The following is a 19,777-nucleotide window of genomic DNA, read 5'->3' as shown; positions in this document are numbered from 1 at the left end:
AGTCAATGTATTTGACCAACCTCATTAATGGGTTGGGCAGCAAAGCAGACTTTCGCTCCGACCGGGCCAATGAACAGTTTGGGCTCATTTCGGGCTTTCTCTGCGCCTGAGACCAATGGCAGCCATCAGGCAGCTTTGATACGATGGAAGACCTTTGAGTCGCAAATGGCAAAACTGGTGCGCGGAGGAAATTCCAGTTGGTTGAAAATCAATGCTTTAGCCGCGCCACAATGGCAAAACTATGTGTCGCCCGACATTCCTGTTGAACGTCACACGAACCTGACCCAACCGTCATAATTGGACCAGAAAAGCAGTGAACGTTCGACATCAGAAGGCGCCCCCAACGTTGGACATCGGTTGAATTTGGTCTTTGCGTCACCAACTAACACGCCACCCCCATTTCATACTCCCGCAGACAGTTTGGTTTGATCTGACTTCACCGTTTTCGATGGCATCTGGACGCGTCTGTTGCGAAACTGCTTGCATGGCTTAAAATGGATTCTTGAACCCAGACCTCATTGAAGCGCTTACAGGTGCTGCGAGCTTGTTGCTTGCTGTGTTTATGATACTTGGGGCGGGCATCTGGGCGGTTCTCAAATTGTTGGAAGAGCGTCGCGTTGCACGTACCGAGGCCGCCGGAATCGAGCGCCGCCGTATCGAGTAACAGCGGATAGATGAAGAAGGACGCCGTGCTGCCCATGTATCTGCATTGATGTCGCGATTTGGAGAGACCGACGATCCCGACGTTCGAGTGTGGACAACACCTGCCCTATCTCTCTACCCAAAAGAGACGACACGCTTGCTAGCAATGTCGCTCGGGCAGTTCAGCGACGAAATGGAGGCCGGCTTGCGCCTTGCACTGCTGAGCGTTGGTACGGACGCCCTTCCAGACCTAGTGCAGCTGAACAGGATCGCACAGGCATCTCTGCCTTCAGATGATGAAGCTAGTTCGCCAGGCGATGCCATCTATGATGTTAGTCGGCTCTTCGAAAGAACCAGACAGGTCATAGCTGCTGTTTTGGTGCAAAGTCCGAAGGAGATACTTTCAGAGCTTGATCTAGAGGGAGTAGACCTTGCTAGTCGCCGGTTTGAACGTGCACAGCTAGGCGGTGTGCGTTTTCGAAAGGCCGCGCTCGATGGTGCTACTTTTGGCAAAGCAAATTTGACGAAAGCGGCGTTTCGCGGTTCGTCTCTCGCGGGCGTAGTGTTTACCCGTGCAAACCTTGAAAAGGTAGACCTTACCGGTACGACGGGCCACGTTACCGCGATTATGGCACGCCTTAACGAAGCTCAGATACATCATTGCGACTTGAAGAGTTCTGACTTCGATGGAGCAAGTCTTCGCGATGTCAAAGCTGAGCAATCTGATTTTGATCAAGGCTCATTTCGTGGCGCGCAGTTGCACAGAGCGTCTTTTTTCGCTGCGGAATGCGTGGTGTCCAAGCGGAAAAGATGAGGGCGCACAGTATCGTCGTGGAAGGTGGAAAGTTCGCCAAAGCTAATCTCCGCGAGGCGTCGTTCCTCAATGCCAGCTTCGATCGATGTGAGATGGTTGGAATTGTTGCGACCGGCCTTCAGGCCGAAGGTGCGAAATTTGTCAACTGCAACCTGCGCGGGAGCGACTATCAGCGGCGAGCAGCTTGAAGCAGCACGTTTCGACGAAGAAGCTAGTTTGACGCTCGGGCTAGAGAATACCATTGAATGCGGCGACTAGAGCTGCAGTCCATATGTGATCGTTCCGCTTGAGATCACCTTCCACTTGTATTCTTTGAAGATACCAAAATCGACCGTTTGTGACGCCGCCCATTATCCAAAACCGTCATTGGTGCAGCCGCTGCGAAAGTCGGGAAAGTCCGCTCACCTGCCATTTGCCACGTGGTACTGAACGTCCGGAACGTGCGGTTTTCGACGTACCGCACATGCGAAAAGGGTGGCATGAACACAAAGTTGCATGCGGTTTGTGACAGATGAGCCATGGTGCGCCATTGGTTCAAGCACAATGGCGAATGACGCCCTTTGAATCTGTTTGTCACTGCGGGTCAGATCAGCGACTACATTGGTGCGAGGACATTGATTAGCAGTCTGCCAAATGTCGAATGGTTGCTGGGTGATCGCGGCTATGATGCAGATCGGATCAGAGAAGCGTTGAAAGACAAAGGGATACGCGCGTGCATCCCAGGCCGCAAACAGCGCAAAACAGTTGTCCGATACGACAAGCGCCGCTACAAACACCGCAATCGTATCGAGATTATGTGTGGCAGATTGAAGGACTGGCGCCGTATGGCGACACGGTACGGCAGGTGCCCCAAAGTCTTCCTCTCAGCAATCGCTCTCGCCGCTTTGGTCATCTATTGGCTATGTGTCCTGAGCCTAATCATTGAAAATCAAAGACTACTCCCCAAGGAAAATTTCTCTTGCTGAAATTGGAACGTTCCAATATAGATATGGAACGTTCCAATTTATGGGCGATAAGGGAAGGTCATGAGCAAGGTCATACCAGCAGTAGAAGCAGTTGCGCGTATTGCAGACGGCGCTGTGCTGACGGTGTCGTCGTCATCCACACTTGGTTGCCCTGATGCTGTGCTCGCGGCCATCGGTGAGCGTTTTGAGACAGAGGGCCGCCCCCGAAAAATTACATCATTGCACCCCATTGCGGCCGGCGATGTCTACGGCGTCAAAGGTATGGACCACATTGCCAAAGATGGTCTCCTCAGCCGCGTTTTGGCCGGCTCCTACCCATCCGGCCCTTCTAGCGTTGAAATGCCCGAGATTTGGAAGATGATCGTTGAGGATCGGGTCGCGGCCTATAATGTTCCATCGGGCATCTTGTTCGACATGCACCGGGAAGCTGCGGCGCACCGTCCTGGAGTGCTGACCGAGGTGGGTCTTGAGACCTTCGTAGATCCTAAGCGGCAAGGCTGCGCGATGAATGAGAGCGGTGCAGCCTCCCCAATCGTTGACCGCGTAGAATTTGGTGGCAAGACTTGGCTGCATTTCCCAAATGTAGTGCCCAGTGTTGCCATTATCCGCGCCACCACCGCGGATGAGCGTGGCAACCTGACATATGAGCATGAGGGCGCCTACTTGGGCGGGCTCGAACAGGCGATATGCGTGCGCAACAACGGCGGGCTGGTCATTGCTCAGGTAAAACGGGTGACGGCGAATGGCTCGCTGAGGCCGCACGACGTGCGTGTGCCTGGGCATCTGGTAGATTGCATTGTTGTCGACCCGGACCAAAAGCAGACAACTGAAACGCTTCATGATCCTGCAATCTCGGGTCAGGTCATGCGCCCATGGGACAGCTTTTCCCTAGCCGAGCATGGGGTGGAAAAGGTCATCGCCCGCCGTGCTGCACAAGAGTTGAAACGTGGGATGACGGCCAATTTGGGTTTCGGGATCAGTGCCATGGTGCCGCGCGTGCTGCTGGAAGAAGGTCACCCGGATGCTGTGACCTGGGCAATTGAGCAGGGCGCAGTGGGCGGCGTTCCTCTAACTGGCTTCGCCTTTGGCTGTGCGTCTAACGCGGATGCCTATGTGCCGTCGCCTCAGCAATTCATCTACTTTCAAGGTGCTGGATTTGACATGTCCTTCCTGTCTTTTCTTGAGGTTGACTTAGAAGGCAATGTTAATGTCTCGAAGTTGGGCAAGAAACCTTATCTGACGGCAGGTTGCGGTGGGTTTGTTGATATCACCGCGAAGGCCAAGAATATCATTTTTTCCGGCTGGTTTGAGGCCGGGGCTAAAATCGGCCTGACAGAGAACGGCATCAATATCGAGGCGCCGGGCAAATTCGCTAAAATGGTGGACGAGGTCGAGCATGTCACCTTCTCAGGCAAACGCGCAAACGAGCAGGGGCAGAGTGTCACCTACATCACTGAACGCTGCGTGATGCGTCTGACTGGGAACGGTCCGGTGGCGACGGAGATCATGCCGGGCGTGGACCCTCAGCGGCATATCGTTGAGGCCTCGCAAGGGCGAATCCAGGTGGCAGAGAATGCCACCTGGATGTCAAAGGAGCTGTTGTCCGAAGCGCCGATGGGACTGGTTCTATGAGCGCAGTGACACTCTCGCAGGAAGGCCCGTTTGCCGTGCTGACGCTGGCCAATGAGGCCAAGCTGAATGCGCTTACGACATCGATGCTGCGCGCACTCGATTCCCATCTGGCCGAGATTGATCGGTCGCCTGATGTCCGCGCGTTGATCCTGACTGGCGCGGGACCCAGGGCGTTTTGCTGCGGTGCTGACATTGCGGAATGGGGTGCGCTCAGCTCGACCGACTTCGCACGCTACTGGGTGCGCGACGGTCACCGGGTATTCGACCGTCTGGCGCGTCTGTCCAAACCCACAATCGGGGCGCTCAACGGCCATGCTTTTGGCGGCGGGCTGGAATTGGCCGCGTGTTGTGACATTAGGCTGATGACGCCGCGCGCGACACTTGCCTTGCCCGAAGCAAAGGTTGGTATCGTACCGGGTTGGTCTGGCACCCAGCGATTAGCCAGGTTGTTGCCAGAACCGATTGTCAAGGAAATGGCGCTGTTTGGAAGGCGGATTTCGGCAGAGCGCGCAATGGCTCTGGGGTTTGCAGCGGGTCTTGTGGACGATCCGATGATGGTGGCGTTGGAGTTCGCCAACGATCTTGCAGACGTCTCACCTCGTGCAAACGAAATCACCAAAGCCATGATCCACGGTGCTGTGGGAGAAGACCGCGCGGCGGCGATCGAAGCTCTTGGGTCTGCAGCGGCCGGGGCCAGCGCAGACCGGAGTGAGGGCGTTGAGGCGTTCCTGCAAAAACGTTCACCTGATTTTAGCAGGCAATAACAACATGAACAACCTGACCATCAACATCGCGACCACCTATGAGCTTCCGCCTGCCTTTAAGGGTAGGCATCTAATTGACGGCCAATGGATTGAAGGCGCCAAGACGTTTGAACGCGTTTCGCCCTCTCACGATGTCGTTGTAAGCCATTCGGCTTTCGGTGGTGAGGCTGAGACAGAGGCCGCCATTGCCGCAGCACGCCGTGCATTTGATGCCGGGATTTGGAGCCGGATTTCCGCCAAGGACCGCGCGAGTGTTCTGCTGAAAGTTGCTGATCTGATTGAGGCAAATGTAGAGCGCATTGCGGTTCAGGAAACACTGGAAAGTGGCAAGCCGATTTCTCAAGCCCGTGGCGAAGTTAGCGGGGCGGCCGATCTTTGGCGTTTTGCGGCCTCGCTTGCGCGCACTTCCCATGGAGACAGCCACAATACGCTGGGTGAGGAAATGCTTGGCGTTGTTGTGAAAGATCCAATTGGCGTCGTGTCGATCATCACGCCTTGGAATTTTCCGTTCTGGATACTTAGTCAGAAACTGCCTTTTGCGCTTGCAGCTGGGTGCACAGTTGTTGTGAAGCCGTCAGAAATGACGCCATCTTCAACCGTGATGATGGGCGAGCTACTGATTGAAGCTGGCCTGCCTGCGGGCGTCTGCAACATCGTGCTGGGCCACGGGCAACCTGTTGGCGGTCTGATGTCGACCCACACAGACGTGGATATGGTGACGTTCACAGGATCCACAGCGGTGGGCAAGCTGATCACAGAGGCCTCATCCAGCACGCTCAAGAAGCTGGCGCTGGAGCTTGGTGGAAAAAACCCGCAGGTGATCATGCCCGACGCTGATCTGGACAATGCTGCGGACGCGGTAACTTTTGGGGTCTATTTCAACGTGGGCCAGTGCTGTAACTCCTCCAGCCGGGTCATTGTGCACGAGGATATAGCCGAAGAGTTTATTGCCCGTTTAGTTGCGCTATCCAAACAGGTGCGATTTGGCGATCCTATGGATGACAGCACGCAAGTAGGCGCGATTGTCACCGCAGAGCACAACGCAAAAATCGACGGCTTTGTTCGTGATGCGCTTAGTGCGGGTGCGAAACTGGAAATCGGAGGCGGCACACTCCAGGTCGAAGGACGCAGCTCGCAATTCTACCAACCCACCGTGATTAGCCATGTAACGCCGGACATGGCGATTGCGCGTGAGGAGGTCTTCGGCCCGGTGCTGACCGTTCTGGTGTTCAAGACGCTGGAAGAGGCCATCGCGCTGACAAATGACAGCGACTACGGCCTTTCAGCAGGTATCTGGAGCAACGACATACACACCTGCCTTGAATTCTCACGACGGGCTCATGCGGGCACGGTTTGGACGAATACCTGGATGGACGGATATCCTGAACTTGCGTTCGGCGGCGTCAAACAATCCGGCCAGGGGCGCGAGATTGGCCGCTACGGATATGAGGAATTCCTTGAGGTGAAATCGCTGGTGATGCGCGTTGGACGCGATACCCGCGCACCTTGGGTCACATCAGGCGACTAGCAACCGTCTGAAACAATGCAACGCAGATAGGGAGGACACTATGCGTTCACTTCTAAAAACAAAAACAGCCGTTGTACTGGCACTCACCGTGACCACCGGAGCCGCGCAGGCTGATGGCCATGGTGTGGAGGTGTTGCACTGGTGGACGTCAGGTGGTGAAGCCGCAGCGCTCAACGTCCTAAAGGAAGACCTTGAAGGCCAAGGCATTGGCTGGACCGACATGCCGGTCGCAGGTGGTGGTGGTGAGCAGGCAATGACTGTATTGCGCGCACGTGTGACTGCGGGCAACGCTCCGACCGCGGTTCAAGGTCTTGGCTTCGACATCCTCGACTGGGCGGATCAAGGTGCCTTGGCGAACCTGAACGATGTTGCCGCAGCAGAAGGATGGGACGATGTTATCCCCGCAGCCCTTCAGCGATTTGCGAAAGTCGACGGCCGGTGGGTTTCCGCTCCGGTGAATGTACATTCCACCAACTGGGTTTGGGCCAACAAGGCGGTTCTGGATGCCAATGGCATTTCAGTACCCGAGACTTGGGAAGACTTCGTTGCAGCTATGGACACGCTGTCGGCGGCTGGAATCACACCCGTCGCGCATGGTGGTCAGGCTTGGCAAGAGGCCACCGTCTTTGATGGTGTTGCCATGTCGGTTCTTGGGCCCGACGGCTATCAGGCTGCTTTCATCGATCTCGACCCGGAAGTTCTAGGCGGTGACGCGATGAAAGAAACGTTCGACCGCATGTCCGTGATCCGAGCCAATGTCGACGACAACTTCTCAGGCCGCGACTGGAACCTTGCGACCGCCATGGTCATCAATGGAGAAGCTGGTTTTCAAATGATGGGAGACTGGGCCAAGGGCGAGTTCCTGAACGCGGGCAAAGTACCTGGAGAGGACTTCCTTTGCTTCCGGTTCCCTGGCACCTCCGAACAAGTCACCTTCAACGCTGACCAGTTCATGATGTTTGACCAGGGGGGGGCGGTATCAAATGAACAGGCCGCATTGGCAACGGCAATCTTGTCGCCATCATTCCAATCAGCGTTCAATGTCGTCAAAGGTTCGGTACCTGCGCGGACAGATGTGTCAGACGAAGCCTTCGACGATTGCGGTAAGAAAGGCATGGCCGATTTGGCCGCCGCCGCCGCTTCCGGCAACCTGTTTGGCTCTATGGCTCATGGTCACGCCAACCCGGCTTCCGTCAAGAACGCCATCTATGACGTCGTGACCGCGCATTTCAACGGTGACTACGATAGCGAGACGGCTGTTCTGGAACTGGTCGACGCGGTCGAGATCGCAAAGTAAGCGGTTCCTCCCAGAGCGGGGCGGCGCGCTTTGCCGCCCTGCTTTTCGAAGGATACCATCCAAGCACAATGCAATGAGGTTAGCGTCATGGCTCAGGTAGCGAATGCCGATTTCAAGACGCGGCTACAGACTTGGCTGCCCAAGCTGGTTCTGTCACCGTCATTAGCCATGGTCTTGATCTTCGTCTATGGCTTCATCTTCTTTTCGGTCTACCTATCGTTCACCGACAGTCGCTTGCTGCCCTCCTATGGTTGGGTCGGATGGGAGAATTATTCCAAACTCTGGCGCCTGAGCCATTGGGAAATCTCCATCACCAATATGGGCATCTTCGCTGTGCTCTACATTGGGATTTGCACGGCACTTGGGCTAGGCTTGGCTATATTCCTTGACCAGAAAATCCGCGGCGAAGGATTTATCCGTACGATTTACCTTTATCCCATGGCGCTGAGCTTCATCGTCACAGGTACGGCTTGGAAATGGTTTCTTGATCCGGGCATTGGCCTTGAGAACGTGGTGCAAAGTTGGGGCTGGACTACGTTTGAATTCGACTGGATCAAGAACCGTGACTTCGCGATCTACACCGTCGTCCTTGCCGCGGTTTGGCAGACGAGCGGGTTCGTAATGGCGATGTTTCTCGCAGGTCTGCGCGGTATCGATAATGAAATCCTGAAGGCCGCACAGATGGACGGCGCGTCGAACTGGAACCTCTATCGCCGGATCATTATTCCGCAACTTCGGCCAGCTTTCCTGTCCGCATTCGTGATCCTCAGCCACCTGGCTATCAAAACGTTTGATCTTGTCATCGCGTTGACCGGGGGTGGCCCGGGCCGGGCAACTGAGTTGCCCGCAACCTTCATGTATTCCTACACGTTCAGCCGCAACCAAATGGGGATTGGTGCGGCGTCAGCGACCATCATGCTGATAACAATTGCCGCGATCATGATCCCTTACCTTTATGCCGAATTGCGGGAGAAGAAGTGATGTCCGTTGCAACGCAAGACACGGCGATCCGCACAGGCCGGACAGTTCGCACACTGATCTACCTGGTGTTGGTTCTCTTTGCCTTATTCTACATGCTGCCGCTCTATGTGATGCTCGTGAACTCGGTTAAGCCGCTTGATGAGATTACCGGTGGCGGCATGATGAACCTGCCCCAGGTTTTCACGATTGAGCCGTGGGCCAAGGCGTGGTCCTCGGCCCAGATCGGAGTCGAGCCAACTGGCCTTTCACCGTATTTCTGGAATTCGATCAAAATGGTCGTTCCTGCTGTGGCTATTTCGACAGTGCTTGGCGCGCTGAACGGCTATGTGCTGACCAAATGGCGCTTCCGGGGCGATACGATCCTTTTTGGTCTGATGCTGTTTGCGTGCTTCATACCGTTTCAGGTTGTACTGATCCCGATGGCCCGGATGCTGGGGCTGATGGGGTTGGCTGGCACCACCTGGGGGTTAGTACTGGTGCATGTGGTCTATGGAATTGGTTTCACAACACTTTATTTCCGTAACTATTATGCCGTCTTCCCGACCGAACTGATCAGAGCGGCGCAAATTGACGGGGCCGGGTTCTTCCAGATTTTTTGGCGCATTCTACTGCCCTCGTCTGGTCCAATCGCCGTGGTTTCGATTATCTGGCAATTCACCAACATCTGGAATGATTTCCTCTTTGGTGCGTCCTTTGCCGGAGCCGAAAGCCAACCCATGACTGTCGCTCTGAACAATCTGGTACAGGCCAGCCATGGCGTGAAGGAGTACAACGTACACTTCGCTGGCGCGATCCTTGCCGCCCTTCCAACACTTCTCGTCTACATCGTCGCCGGCCGCTATTTCGTGCGCGGTCTGATGGCTGGTTCCGTGAAAGGATAATCTCATGGGCTTTCTTGATATCGACAACACCACCAAGTCCTATGGGTCGGTTGAAGTTCTGCACAAAGTCGACATTTCCGTCGAAGAGGGCGAATTCCTCGTCCTAGTGGGGCCGTCCGGTTGCGGCAAATCCACGCTGCTCAACATGATTGCGGGGCTTGAAGAGATTTCAAGCGGCGAGATCCGCATCAAGGATCAGGTGATGAATGGGGTCCACCCATCCAAACGCAATATCGCGATGGTATTCCAAAGCTACGCCCTCTACCCGAACATGACCGTGGGCCAGAATATTACCTTCGGGCTGGAAATGCACGGAACGCCAAAACCTGAACGTGAAAAGGCCATGAAAGAGGTGTCCGAGCTATTGCAAATCGAGCAGCTGCTTGACCGTAAGCCGGGAGCCTTGTCTGGCGGTCAACGTCAGCGGGTCGCCATGGGCCGCGCACTGGTCCGTAACCCCGACGTGTTCCTGTTTGATGAGCCTTTGTCCAACCTCGACGCCAAGCTGCGGGTCGACATGCGGACGGAGATCAAGAAACTGCATCAGAAGCTGGGTACAACGATTGTCTACGTCACCCATGACCAGATCGAGGCCATGACGCTCTCAACCCGAATAGCGGTCATGTATGGCGGTTATGTTCAGCAATTGGGCACGCCTCAGGAAATCTACGACACGCCAGCCAACATCTTTGTGGCGACCTTCATGGGGTCACCTGCGATGAATGTGGTGCCCGCCAGAGTTGCGGTCGAGAACGGCAGACCCATGGCTGTAGTCGCGCTGCATGACGGCTCAAACGTATCACTTCCCTTCAGCCAGGACAATCTGGCGGCATGGGATGGTCGCGACATAATGCTAGGGATCCGGCCCGAGACGCTCACTGATGAAGACGCCGCAGATCGCAAGTCGTCTAACATCGCGCATATGACCAACCGGATTGTTGTTACGGAGCCGGCTGGGTCAGATACCTTCGTTACGATGACATTGGGGGGAGAGGATGTGATTGCGCGGATGCGCTCTGATGCAGATGTGCGTCCTGGTGCAGATTTCATCTTCGCTGTGAACATGGAAAAAGCGGTGGCCTTTGATCCTGAAACAGAAATGCGGATCGTACCCTGATGGATGCGGATGTTCTAATCATCGGATCTGGCATGGGAGGCGCAACGCTGGCGGCAGCTTTGGCACCAACTGGAAAGCGGATCATAATTCTAGAGCGGGGGGTGCATTTGCGCCCGTCGCCGCAGGATCGCGACGCAAACGCGATATTTGGACGTGGCGTGTTTCGCCCTGATGAGGAATGGCTGGATGGACAGGACCAACCGTTCAACCCAGGAAATTATTACAACGTGGGCGGAAATTCTAAGTTCTATGGTGCTGCGCTTATTCGTTATCGCGAAGCGGATTTTGGTGTGGTCAGTCATCCGGGCGGCGATACGGCAGGCTGGCCGATTAGCTACGATGCGCTTGAACCCGACTATCAGGCTGCGGAAGATCTGTATCAGGTGCGCGGCAACGCCGCGGAAGATCCGACCGAGCCGTATCATTCTGGTCAATATCCCCATCCGCCCGTTCCAGACGAGCCGGATTTGGCTGACATGAGAACGTGTTTGGTAAAGGTCGGGCTGGCTCCGTCGCATATCCCGCTGGGAGTTGACATATCGACCTGGCTTGCATCTGGGCGGACGACTTGGGACGCCTATCCCAACACCTGCAACGGCAAGATGGATGCCGAGACCTGCGGCTTGGCCCGCGCGCTAGTCCATAAAAACGTGACTTTGAGGACGGGATGTGAGGTACAGTCCTTGATAAGTGACGCGGCCGGTCACGTGACGGGTGTCATGTTGGCACAAGGTGGAACACTCACTGCACCGATTATCACAGTTGCCGCAGGTGCGGTGCAATCAGCAGCACTTATGTTGCGATCAGCCAATGACAATTGCCCTACCGGGCTTGCAAATCGTTCCGATCAGGTGGGACGTAATTTTATGAATCACAACTGTTCGGCCGTTCTGGCTCTGCATCCGCTCCGCAAGAACCGGTGTGTATATCAAAAGACGCTGATGCTTAACGACTTTTATCTTGGCACAGATAAGAGGCCACCACTGGGTAATGTGCAGATGCTGGGCAAGATTACGGGGCCTATTCTGGCAGCCAGTTCGAACCTTCCCAGCCGCTTGGCAGAGCTCATCGCTTCGCGGAGTTTCGATTTCTATGCGATGTCTGAAGACCTGCCTAATCCAGATAGTCGGGTTACACTGCGAAATGGGAAGATCAAACTCGATTGGCAACGCTCCAACTTGGCGGCGCACGCGCGGCTGGTCAAAGAACTGAAGCGCGTCCTGCGATGCGCCGGTTTTCCCATAGTGGTGTCAAAGCCATTCGACCGCCGCACCCCATCGCACCAGTGTGGAACAGCCCGCATGGGCAGTGACCCAACCACCAGTGTGGTCGACAGCTATTGCCGCAGCCATGATCATCCGAACCTCTTCATTGTCGATGCGTCGGTTTTGCCGACCTCAGCTGCCGTCAATCCGGCGTTGACCGTTGCGGCCCTTGCACTGCGCGCGGGGCGTCACATCGCAGAGACGGAGTTTGCTGCCTAATGCCTCGGGGATATGATTTCATAGTGATAGGCGGCGGGTCAGCCGGATCGGTGATCGCTGCGCGCCTTTCCGAAGATTCAAGCGCGCGCGTCTTGTTGCTCGAGGCAGGTGGCAGTGACCGTCATCCGTTCTTTCACCTGCCCGCTGGCTTTGCCAAGATGACCAAGGGCATCGGGTCCTGGGGGTGGTCGACCACGCCCCAAAGGGCGATGCAGAATAAGGTTTTCACCTATACCCAAGCCAAGGTCATTGGCGGTGGCTCTGCGATCAACGCGCAGATCTATACACGTGGGGCAGCACAAGACTACGACGATTGGCGACAGATGGGCTGTGAGGGGTGGAGCTATGAAGATGTGCTGCCCTACTTCAAGAAGTCTGAAAACAATGATACTTATTCCGGTCGCTATCATGGCAAAGGCGGGCCGCTAGGCGTCTCCATGCCCGCCGCACCTCTGCCGATTTGCGACGCTTTTATTGAGGCGGCGGGTCAAGTTGGGATTCCAATGACGACTGATGTAAATGGCGAGAAACAGGATGGCGCAGGATACTACCAACTGACTCAGAAGAATGCCCGTCGGTCCTCGGCTGCTATGGCTTTTCTGGGGCAAGCCAAGAGGCGGGACAATCTGACTATCCAAATGAAGGCACAGGTGGCCCGCATCGTGGTCAAACATGGCCGTGCAACAGGGGTCGAATTGGTTGACGGTACAGTGATCTCCGCAGATCGCGAGGTAATCCTGTCGTCTGGGGCCATTGGTTCACCTCGTCTGTTACAACTATCGGGGGTTGGACCGGCAGAGCACCTGCAAAGCATCGGCATCGATGTCGTCTATGACCAGCCCAGCGTAGGTTCGAATTTGCAGGACCATCTCGACCTCTACGCCATTTGTGAAGTTACCGGGCCGCACACCTACGACCGTTTTGCTAAGCCACATCTGAGCGCCTTTGCAGGTCTGCAATACCTGCTGACACGCAAGGGACCGGTGGCCTCAAGCCTCTTTGAAACGGGTGGGTTCTGGTATGCTGACGAAGACGCTCGGTCCCCTGATATACAGATGCACCTTGGCCTTGGTACGGGGATCGAGGCAGGTGTCGAAGCAATGCCAAACGGGGGCGTCACGTTGAACGCCTGCCATCTGCGGCCCCGGTCGCGCGGCACCGTGCGGCTCAAGTCGGATAACCCCACTGACATTCCATTGATCGACCCGAACTACCTCTCTGATCCGTATGATCGCGAGATGTCGATTCGGGGCCTGAAGCTCGTGCAGGGTATCCTGTCGCAATCCGCGCTGAGCGAGTACATCCTCGCGGAACGCTTACCGGGTCCAGACGTGCGCACGGATGAGGACTACTTCAACTTTATCTGCTTGCATTCCAAGACGTCACATCATTGCGCCGGCACCTGCCGAATGGGCGCTGACGATGCGGCAGTACTCAACCCTCGGCTGCAGTTTAATGGCATTGACGGGCTACGTGTAGCTGATGCGTCAGTCATGCCCAACGTCAATTCGTCCAACACCAACGCTCCTTGCATCATGATTGGTGAAAAAGCTGCCGACATGATCAAAGAAGACCAAGGACTAAACCTATGATCCGCCATATTGTCTTGACCAAATTCAAGCCGGAAACCTCCGAGGACACCATCAACAGCATCTATGATCGCCTTGCCGCACTGTCCGACAAACTGCCGGGTGCGCAGAATTTCACCGGTGGACGATCAGAAAGTCCCGAACAGATCGAACGTGGATACATGCATGGATTTGTCATCGATTTTGACAGTTGGGATGCTCTACAAACCTACGCCGACAACGAAGAACACAAAGTGCTTGGCGGGCAATTAGTGAACAATGCGGTGGGTGGAATTGACGGGCTTCTCGTCCTCGATCTCAACGTATAGGCCAGATGGGTCATCATACCGGAGTCACAATGAAACAGCGCCCCACCATTCTTGACGTCGCCAAACATGCCGGAGTGTCGAAGTCTACGGTCAGTCTTGTGCTACAAGACGCACCGTCGGTCAAAGACACTACTCGCAAAACCGTGCGTCAAGCGATGAAAGATATCGGCTACGTCTATAACCGATCCGCCGCGACACTCAGATCCGCCAGTTCGGGGCTTGTGGGGCTGGTAATAAACGACCTGCGGAACCCATTCTTTACAGAGTTCGCAGCGCTCTTTCAGATGCAACTGGCTCATGCCGGCTTTGCCACGGTGCTGGCCAACACGGATGAAGATCCTGAGCTGCAACGCCAGATGATTTCATCGCTTGTGGAGCATGGCGTGTCGGGTTTTATCATATCGCCCTCTTATGGAGATGACGCGTCGACTTTGGCGGTGCTGGATGCGGCAAACACGCCAACACTGCAGGTGTTTCGTACTCTCGAGCGAACTGGCGGCACCTTCCCGGTGCTGGCCCCGGATTATGTGACGGGCGGGCGCATCGCAGTCGAACATCTGATCGAACAGGGATGCAAGAAGATCGCTTTTCTCGGGGGGCTCGAAGGGCGGCCCGTCACCCATGAACGGATGCAAGGCTACATGGAGGTTCTAGAAGCGCATGGTCAAGCGCCTTTGACCCTTACTGGGCAGTCCACTCGTTCGTTTGGCAAAGTCACAGCGGCGCAGTTGCGGGCAGAGCACCCAGACGTTGACGGCGTCATCTGCTTCAATGATCTGGTGGCACTGGGTGTGCTGGCGGCTTGCCCGGATCTTGGTATCACTGCAGGTCGCGACCTACGGGTTGTCGGGTTCGACGATATCGAAGACGGGCAGGACAGCTATCCTCCTTTGACGACAATAAGTTGTAATATCCCCGATTTTGCAGCCTCTGCCGCGCAGCAGATTACGGCATGGATCAAGGATGGCGTAGCCCCGCCGGTATCCGCACGCAGCCCCGTTCGACTGGTAGTTAGGGCTTCAAGCGGTATCAAAAAAAGATAAATAGGAGAGCACTATGGAAGAGGTGAGAGTCGCCGTTTTAGGTGCCGCAGGTTGGATGGGTCGCGTGCACACCATGGCTTATCAGACGTTTCCGCATTTTTTGGGAACGGAGTGGGGCACGGCTCGCGTAACGGCGCTTGTTGTGACTGATACGAACTCGGCAACAGAGCTTAGGTCTACCGCGCCAGATGCGAAGCTTTTGGACCGGTGGCAAGACGCGGTGAACGACCCTGAGATCGACTTGATCGACATTTGCCTGCCCGATAACCTGCATCACGAGGTCGCCAAGGCAGCACTTCTCGCCGGTAAACACGTCTTTTGCGAAAAGCCTTTGGCAGATACGGCAGCACAGGCGCGTGAACTGGTGCAAATAGCCAGGGAAAAGGGCGCCATCACGCGCGTTGGTCACGCATTCCCGCGCAATCCGATCCATGACCGCGCCAAAGAGATCATCGAGGCGGGCGAGATTGGCGAGATCAAGCTGTTTAAGGGCTGTCAGCACATCGATGTTTTTGGCGACCCGCTCGCTCCCTATATGTGGCGCGCCGATGGCGATCTAGCCCGAACCGGCATCATCGGCGACACGGGCAGCCACGTTTTCAGCTATATGGACTTTCTTGTCGGACGCGTATCATCGTTGATCGCCGACAGCTACATTACATCCCCAAGGCGGCCCAAGATCGAGGGGTCGGGCCTTGGTGGCGCGGCACCAGAGATCACAGACGAGACCGAATGGGGCGATGTCACCAACCCTGACGGTACCAATGTACTCTGCACCTTTGAGAACGGCGCAAAAGGTAACATCGATTTCAGCCGCGTCGCCACTGGTCGTAAGTTCATGCAAACCTATGAAATCTATGGCACGAAGGGCAGTCTTGCCTACACCTTCGATGAGATAAATCGCCTTCGGTTTTACTCCAATGATGATCCGACCGGTCGGCGGGGTTTCCGTGAGATTGACGTAGGCCCCGAACATCCAACCTATGGCGCCTTCCTGCCTCTGCCCAACTTTGCATTGGGATACAACGAAAGTAAGATCATCGAAGCGGCCGAGGTTATTAAATCGATCACAACCGGTACGCAGATGTGGCCGACCTTCGAGACCGGTCATCACATCTGTCAAATCGTGGATGCATGCATGATTTCCTCAAAGCGGCGCGCCTGGGTCAACATCTGAGCAGTGAAGGAAGATCAAAGTGGCGTCCTCCGTCCCACAAGACATTCTTGATGCACTGACCGATGTGGTCATGCCGCGGCTCGCCTCCGAACCCGAGGCGACAGAGACTATAGTTGTTGGTGATTTCACGATCCCGTTGCACCGCGTGGGTGCCGTTGTGGTGGGCAGCGGTGCCGCAGGTCTGCGCGCCGCTGTTGAGATGAAGCGCCGCGATGTTGATGTTGCGGTTCTCAGCCAGAGCGCGTGGGGGGGGACATCGGCCTGCTCTGGATCTGACAAGCAAACCCTGCACACAGCGAACACCAAGGATCAGGGTGACGACTTCTTTGACATGGCGGCCTCTATCGGCGCAGGCGGTGCTATGGATGAAGACACAGCGTACATCGAGGCGGTGGGGTCGATCCGCGCCATGGCATCGCTGCAATATCTAGGCCTTCCTTTGCCACAGGACCGTCTTGGTGGTACGCTGCGCTATCAGACCGACCATGACGAAGTGGGACGCGCCACGTCCTGTGGGCCGCGCACATCCCGGCTGATGGTCAAGGTTCTGGCGGAAGAAGCAATCCGCCTTGAAATTCCACTCTTCAATCAGACAACTGTCGTGAAAGTTCTGAAAGACGGCGAGCGTGTCATCGGCGTAATGGCGATCCGATCAAAGGACGCAAGCGAAGCGAACTCTTATGGTCTGACGATTTATGCTTGTTCCGCCCTTGTCCTGGCTGCTGGCGGCCCAGGCGAGCTGTATCGTGACAGCGTCTTTCCGAATGGCTGCTTTGGTACCCTTGGACTTGCGCTCGAGACGGGGTTGGCTCTGACAAATATCACAGAAAGCCAGTTTGGCATCGGCACCCGGCGCGAGGGCTTCCCCTGGAACCTGTCTGGTACCTATGTGCAGGTGATCCCGCACATCTTTTCCGCGGACGAGGACGGGACAGAGCATCATTTCCTTGCGGACTACTACCGCACCACGCAAGAGATGGCCTCGAACATCTTCCGCAAGGGCTACCAATGGCCATTCCACGCCAGCCGGATGCTCAATTTCCAGTCAAGTCTCATAGACCTCGCGATCTTCCGTGAAGGCCAGAAAGGTCGGCGGGTCTTCATGGATTTCAACCGTAATCCTCTAACCATCGATCAGGATTTCAGCCTTGATCGGCTGGACAATGACGTGGCGACCTATCTGCGCGATGCTGGTGCAGATCACGCGCTGCCGATTGATCGTTTGCGCCATATGAACCCGCTCGCGATTGAACTATACAAGCGCTACAAAGTCGACATCACGACGGATCCTCTGGAATTCGCCGTTAACAATCAACACATGAATGGCGGGATTGCAGTCGATATCTGGGGACGGACCAATTTACCCGGCATCTATGCCGTGGGCGAGGCAGCAGGCACCCATGGCGCAACGCGACCGGGTGGCTCAGCACTGAATGCTGGTCAAGTTTTTGGTACACGTATCGCGGAACATATCGGTGCTGTGGGCGCTTCGACATTCATTGAAGACGTTACAAGTTCCGCGACCAATGCAGTTCAGCAAATCCAAAAGGTACTCGCTCATGACAGTCCCTTATCCGTCAAAAGTGTTCGAACCGAAGTTCAGGCCCGGATGAGCGACAAAGCCGGTATTCTTTGCGCCCCGACAGAGGTGGCAACGGCGCTTGATGACGCAAATGCCCTGAACGCCAAAATATGCGAACACGGCATTGCCATCTCACGCCCGTCCGAGGCCGCACGCGTGCTGCAATGGCAGCAAATGGCTTTGGCCTCCGAAGCAGTATTGGCGGCCCTCAACTTCTATATCGCCCATGGTGGCGGCAGCCGCGGGGCGCGGGCGATCTGCGACGACAAGGGTGACGCATTGCCAGACACCATTCATGGACCACTTTTCGACGCGCGCTTTCGCGCGGAAAGGGATGCAGACAAACAGCAGCAATTAATCGCGCAGTTTGATGGCGTCAGCATATCAATTTCTTCGCGCGCCAACCGCCAACACGACGGCATGCGAACGTTCTTTGAAAGAGACTGGCCCGCTTGGTTAACCGGTCGTATCTTCCACCAGCAGAATCCGTTGTCCTCATGTTAGCCTTCAGTTCGAATCGGATGTTGGCCGTCGGCGAAGCCATGATCGAGATGGCGGTGATCGGCGATGACACCTACCATCGGAGCTTTGCGGGCGACACGTTTAATACCGCATGGCATATGTCACAGATCCCTGATCTGTCATTACAAGTTGGGTTCGTCACGAAGGTGGGCACGGACTCTGTCTCGGACAGTTTTGTCGATATGGTTTGCGAGGACGGCATTGACGTTGCGTATGTCGGTCGTGTTCCAGATCGGACCATGGGCCTTTACATGATCGAACTCGATGAGGCGGAGCGTAGTTTTAGCTATTGGCGCGAGGCGTCAGCCGCGCGATTGCTGGCCAGGGATGAAAGTTGGTTGGACCAGGCTTTCGCAGGTGCGGGTTTGATCCATCTGTCCGGGATTACATTAGGCATTCTCAATGTCGATTCTCGCGAACGGCTGCTGAGCTCCCTTCGCAAAGCGCGAACTGCCGGCACGCGTGTTTCGTTTGATCCAAATGTGCGTCCAGTGCTTTGGGTTTCCCCGGACGAAGCGCGTACGGCAATGAAAAACTTCTTCGCCGTCTCCGATATCGCACTCCCTAGCTTCGATGATGAAGCCGGATTGTGGGGGGATCGTTCTCCAGACCAAACGATTGATCGGATCAGTGCGCTGGGTGTTTCCGAAGTGATCGTTAAGAACGGTACTGATTCAGTCTGCATCGGTGCGGAGGGCCGACACAACGTTCCGACCCGGCATGCAGATGAACTTCGCGATACATCTGGTGCCGGAGACGCTTTCAACGCGGGTTACCTTGCGGCCAGAATCTCCGGAAAAACACCCACCGCAGCAGTGGCGGGTGGGCAGACTTTGGCACTCGAAGTGATCAGGCATTTTGGGGCCCGTATTCCAAAATCATTGGTTCCGACTTTACCAACCTGAACACCTCTTCTACGAGCTAAAAATGGACGTTTTTGTCGAAATTGCCGGATGCCGGATAAGGCGTGGTGAGTGTCATTGTGGCTCAAGACGCCAATGGTGCGTGGGTTGCAATCGCAGAAGTATTTTTTGGGGTGAGCGCCCGAATATGGACAAACCTGAGCAGAGTGACTCTTTTGCACCAGCGACAAGCTGCATTCACGAAAGCGGTGAGCACAATTGAACGACGCATAACACTTGTTCAGCAATGTTCCCGTTTCGTTGCGATGTCGGTAAACATCCAATGGTTGCAAAACTTGCGATTCAACACGAATGTCAACCTTCGCGACCATGCGGAACTAGCCGCAATCTATTGGGTGCAATGTGTGGACTTTTTCCGTTGGAAGTGCGGGCTGCCAGGCGAGGTCGGTCGTGAGACCCGACCTGCCTCAAGTCAGCTTGACCCAGCCCCTTGATCCGGGCCGTTTGGATGTAGAATCCGTTCCTGTTTCTTTCTCGTGTTTAGGTTGCGGTCAAGGCCTGCTGAGCGGAGCCGTTGCGTAGCTCAAG

At 55.6% G+C, this 19,777-nt stretch carries 18 protein-coding genes and 1 pseudogene; all 19 read left to right on the top strand.

The genetic code is table 11. The features are described from left to right. Positions 1 to 27: 27 nt before the first annotated feature. The 19 genes and pseudogenes from ACR0I7_RS18375 (at position 28) to ACR0I7_RS18285 (ending at position 19,231) form a co-directional block, all read left to right on the top strand. Complete coding sequence (locus ACR0I7_RS18375) at positions 28 to 297, top strand: hypothetical protein (protein ID WP_480513603.1); 270 nt, start codon at positions 28 to 30, stop codon at positions 295 to 297. A gap of 205 nt (positions 298 to 502) precedes the next feature. Continuing rightward, entirely contained in the window at positions 503 to 664 is a 162-nt protein-coding gene (locus ACR0I7_RS18370) for a hypothetical protein (protein ID WP_480513602.1), read from the top strand. 144 nt (positions 665 to 808) lie between these two features. Beyond that, complete coding sequence (locus ACR0I7_RS18365; RefSeq protein ID WP_480513601.1) at positions 809 to 1,456, top strand: pentapeptide repeat-containing protein; 648 nt, start codon at positions 809 to 811, stop codon at positions 1,454 to 1,456. Continuing rightward, on the top strand, positions 1,429 to 1,644 hold the full coding sequence (locus ACR0I7_RS18360; protein ID WP_480513600.1) for a pentapeptide repeat-containing protein: 216 nt from the start codon (positions 1,429 to 1,431) through the stop codon (positions 1,642 to 1,644). The genes ACR0I7_RS18365 and ACR0I7_RS18360 overlap by 28 nt, the downstream gene beginning before the upstream one ends. A 366-nt stretch (positions 1,645 to 2,010) precedes the next feature. Continuing rightward, a pseudogene (locus tag ACR0I7_RS18355) lies at positions 2,011 to 2,358 on the top strand (IS5 family transposase); the annotation flags it as partial. A gap of 123 nt (positions 2,359 to 2,481) precedes the next feature. Further along, a complete protein-coding gene (locus ACR0I7_RS18350; protein WP_480513598.1) occupies positions 2,482 to 4,053 on the top strand; it encodes an acyl CoA:acetate/3-ketoacid CoA transferase in 1,572 nt (523 codons plus the stop codon). After that, entirely contained in the window at positions 4,050 to 4,817 is a 768-nt protein-coding gene (locus tag ACR0I7_RS18345) for an enoyl-CoA hydratase/isomerase family protein (protein ID WP_480513597.1), read from the top strand. Before ACR0I7_RS18350 ends, ACR0I7_RS18345 begins: the two co-directional genes overlap by 4 nt. A 4-nt stretch (positions 4,818 to 4,821) precedes the next feature. Beyond that, positions 4,822 to 6,345 (top strand): aldehyde dehydrogenase family protein, encoded by a 1,524-nt coding sequence (locus ACR0I7_RS18340; RefSeq protein ID WP_480513596.1) that lies wholly within the window; start codon positions 4,822 to 4,824, stop codon positions 6,343 to 6,345. A gap of 40 nt (positions 6,346 to 6,385) precedes the next feature. Continuing rightward, the gene (locus tag ACR0I7_RS18335; RefSeq protein WP_480513594.1) at positions 6,386 to 7,642 is read left to right on the top strand and encodes an ABC transporter substrate-binding protein; all 1,257 of its coding nucleotides are present in this window, start codon (positions 6,386 to 6,388) and stop codon (positions 7,640 to 7,642) included. Positions 7,643 to 7,729: 87 nt separating this feature from the next. Beyond that, on the top strand, positions 7,730 to 8,623 hold the full coding sequence (locus ACR0I7_RS18330) for a carbohydrate ABC transporter permease (protein WP_480513640.1): 894 nt from the start codon (positions 7,730 to 7,732) through the stop codon (positions 8,621 to 8,623). Further along, positions 8,623 to 9,504: a carbohydrate ABC transporter permease gene (locus ACR0I7_RS18325; protein ID WP_480513592.1), complete on the top strand. Its 882-nt coding sequence runs from the start codon at positions 8,623 to 8,625 to the stop codon at positions 9,502 to 9,504. Before ACR0I7_RS18330 ends, ACR0I7_RS18325 begins: the two co-directional genes overlap by 1 nt. Before the next feature lie 4 nt (positions 9,505 to 9,508). Further along, positions 9,509 to 10,621: an ABC transporter ATP-binding protein gene (locus tag ACR0I7_RS18320; RefSeq protein WP_480513590.1), complete on the top strand. Its 1,113-nt coding sequence runs from the start codon at positions 9,509 to 9,511 to the stop codon at positions 10,619 to 10,621. Next, the gene (locus tag ACR0I7_RS18315; RefSeq protein WP_480513589.1) at positions 10,621 to 12,105 is read left to right on the top strand and encodes a GMC oxidoreductase; all 1,485 of its coding nucleotides are present in this window, start codon (positions 10,621 to 10,623) and stop codon (positions 12,103 to 12,105) included. Before ACR0I7_RS18320 ends, ACR0I7_RS18315 begins: the two co-directional genes overlap by 1 nt. Further along, complete coding sequence (locus ACR0I7_RS18310; protein WP_480513587.1) at positions 12,105 to 13,697, top strand: GMC family oxidoreductase; 1,593 nt, start codon at positions 12,105 to 12,107, stop codon at positions 13,695 to 13,697. The genes ACR0I7_RS18315 and ACR0I7_RS18310 overlap by 1 nt, the downstream gene beginning before the upstream one ends. Next, positions 13,694 to 14,002, top strand: a complete 309-nt coding sequence (locus tag ACR0I7_RS18305) for a Dabb family protein (RefSeq protein WP_480513586.1) — start codon at positions 13,694 to 13,696, stop codon at positions 14,000 to 14,002. The genes ACR0I7_RS18310 and ACR0I7_RS18305 overlap by 4 nt, the downstream gene beginning before the upstream one ends. Before the next feature lie 29 nt (positions 14,003 to 14,031). After that, complete coding sequence (locus ACR0I7_RS18300) at positions 14,032 to 15,045, top strand: LacI family DNA-binding transcriptional regulator (RefSeq protein WP_480513584.1); 1,014 nt, start codon at positions 14,032 to 14,034, stop codon at positions 15,043 to 15,045. 13 nt (positions 15,046 to 15,058) lie between these two features. Then, positions 15,059 to 16,222 (top strand): Gfo/Idh/MocA family protein, encoded by a 1,164-nt coding sequence (locus tag ACR0I7_RS18295; protein ID WP_480513582.1) that lies wholly within the window; start codon positions 15,059 to 15,061, stop codon positions 16,220 to 16,222. A gap of 19 nt (positions 16,223 to 16,241) precedes the next feature. Next, positions 16,242 to 18,308, top strand: coding sequence for an FAD-binding protein (locus ACR0I7_RS18290; protein WP_480513580.1), 2,067 nt, complete (start codon positions 16,242 to 16,244; stop codon positions 18,306 to 18,308). A gap of 20 nt (positions 18,309 to 18,328) precedes the next feature. Continuing rightward, on the top strand, positions 18,329 to 19,231 hold the full coding sequence (locus ACR0I7_RS18285; protein ID WP_480513578.1) for a sugar kinase: 903 nt from the start codon (positions 18,329 to 18,331) through the stop codon (positions 19,229 to 19,231). Positions 19,232 to 19,777 lie beyond the last annotated feature (546 nt).

This window comes from Ruegeria sp. AM1 (genome assembly GCF_056540745.1).
This window is presented reverse-complemented; position numbering and strand designations above follow the sequence as displayed.

Bases quoted from the DNA above. Each gene is read 5' to 3' on its own strand.
- ACR0I7_RS18375 (WP_480513603.1), top strand. From the start codon at position 28: ATGGGTTGGGCAGCAAAGCAGACTTTCGCTCCGACCGGGCCAATGAAC.
- ACR0I7_RS18365 (WP_480513601.1), top strand. From the start codon at position 809: ATGTCGCTCGGGCAGTTCAGCGACGAAATGGAGGCCGGCTTGCGCCTT.
- ACR0I7_RS18360 (WP_480513600.1), top strand. From the start codon at position 1,429: ATGCGTGGTGTCCAAGCGGAAAAGATGAGGGCGCACAGTATCGTCGTG.
- ACR0I7_RS18350 (WP_480513598.1), top strand. From the start codon at position 2,482: ATGAGCAAGGTCATACCAGCAGTAGAAGCAGTTGCGCGTATTGCAGAC.
- ACR0I7_RS18345 (WP_480513597.1), top strand. From the start codon at position 4,050: ATGAGCGCAGTGACACTCTCGCAGGAAGGCCCGTTTGCCGTGCTGACG.
- ACR0I7_RS18340 (WP_480513596.1), top strand. From the start codon at position 4,822: ATGAACAACCTGACCATCAACATCGCGACCACCTATGAGCTTCCGCCT.
- ACR0I7_RS18335 (WP_480513594.1), top strand. From the start codon at position 6,386: ATGCGTTCACTTCTAAAAACAAAAACAGCCGTTGTACTGGCACTCACC.
- ACR0I7_RS18330 (WP_480513640.1), top strand. From the start codon at position 7,730: ATGGCTCAGGTAGCGAATGCCGATTTCAAGACGCGGCTACAGACTTGG.
- ACR0I7_RS18325 (WP_480513592.1), top strand. From the start codon at position 8,623: ATGTCCGTTGCAACGCAAGACACGGCGATCCGCACAGGCCGGACAGTT.
- ACR0I7_RS18320 (WP_480513590.1), top strand. From the start codon at position 9,509: ATGGGCTTTCTTGATATCGACAACACCACCAAGTCCTATGGGTCGGTT.
- ACR0I7_RS18315 (WP_480513589.1), top strand. From the start codon at position 10,621: ATGGATGCGGATGTTCTAATCATCGGATCTGGCATGGGAGGCGCAACG.
- ACR0I7_RS18310 (WP_480513587.1), top strand. From the start codon at position 12,105: ATGCCTCGGGGATATGATTTCATAGTGATAGGCGGCGGGTCAGCCGGA.
- ACR0I7_RS18305 (WP_480513586.1), top strand. From the start codon at position 13,694: ATGATCCGCCATATTGTCTTGACCAAATTCAAGCCGGAAACCTCCGAG.
- ACR0I7_RS18300 (WP_480513584.1), top strand. From the start codon at position 14,032: ATGAAACAGCGCCCCACCATTCTTGACGTCGCCAAACATGCCGGAGTG.
- ACR0I7_RS18295 (WP_480513582.1), top strand. From the start codon at position 15,059: ATGGAAGAGGTGAGAGTCGCCGTTTTAGGTGCCGCAGGTTGGATGGGT.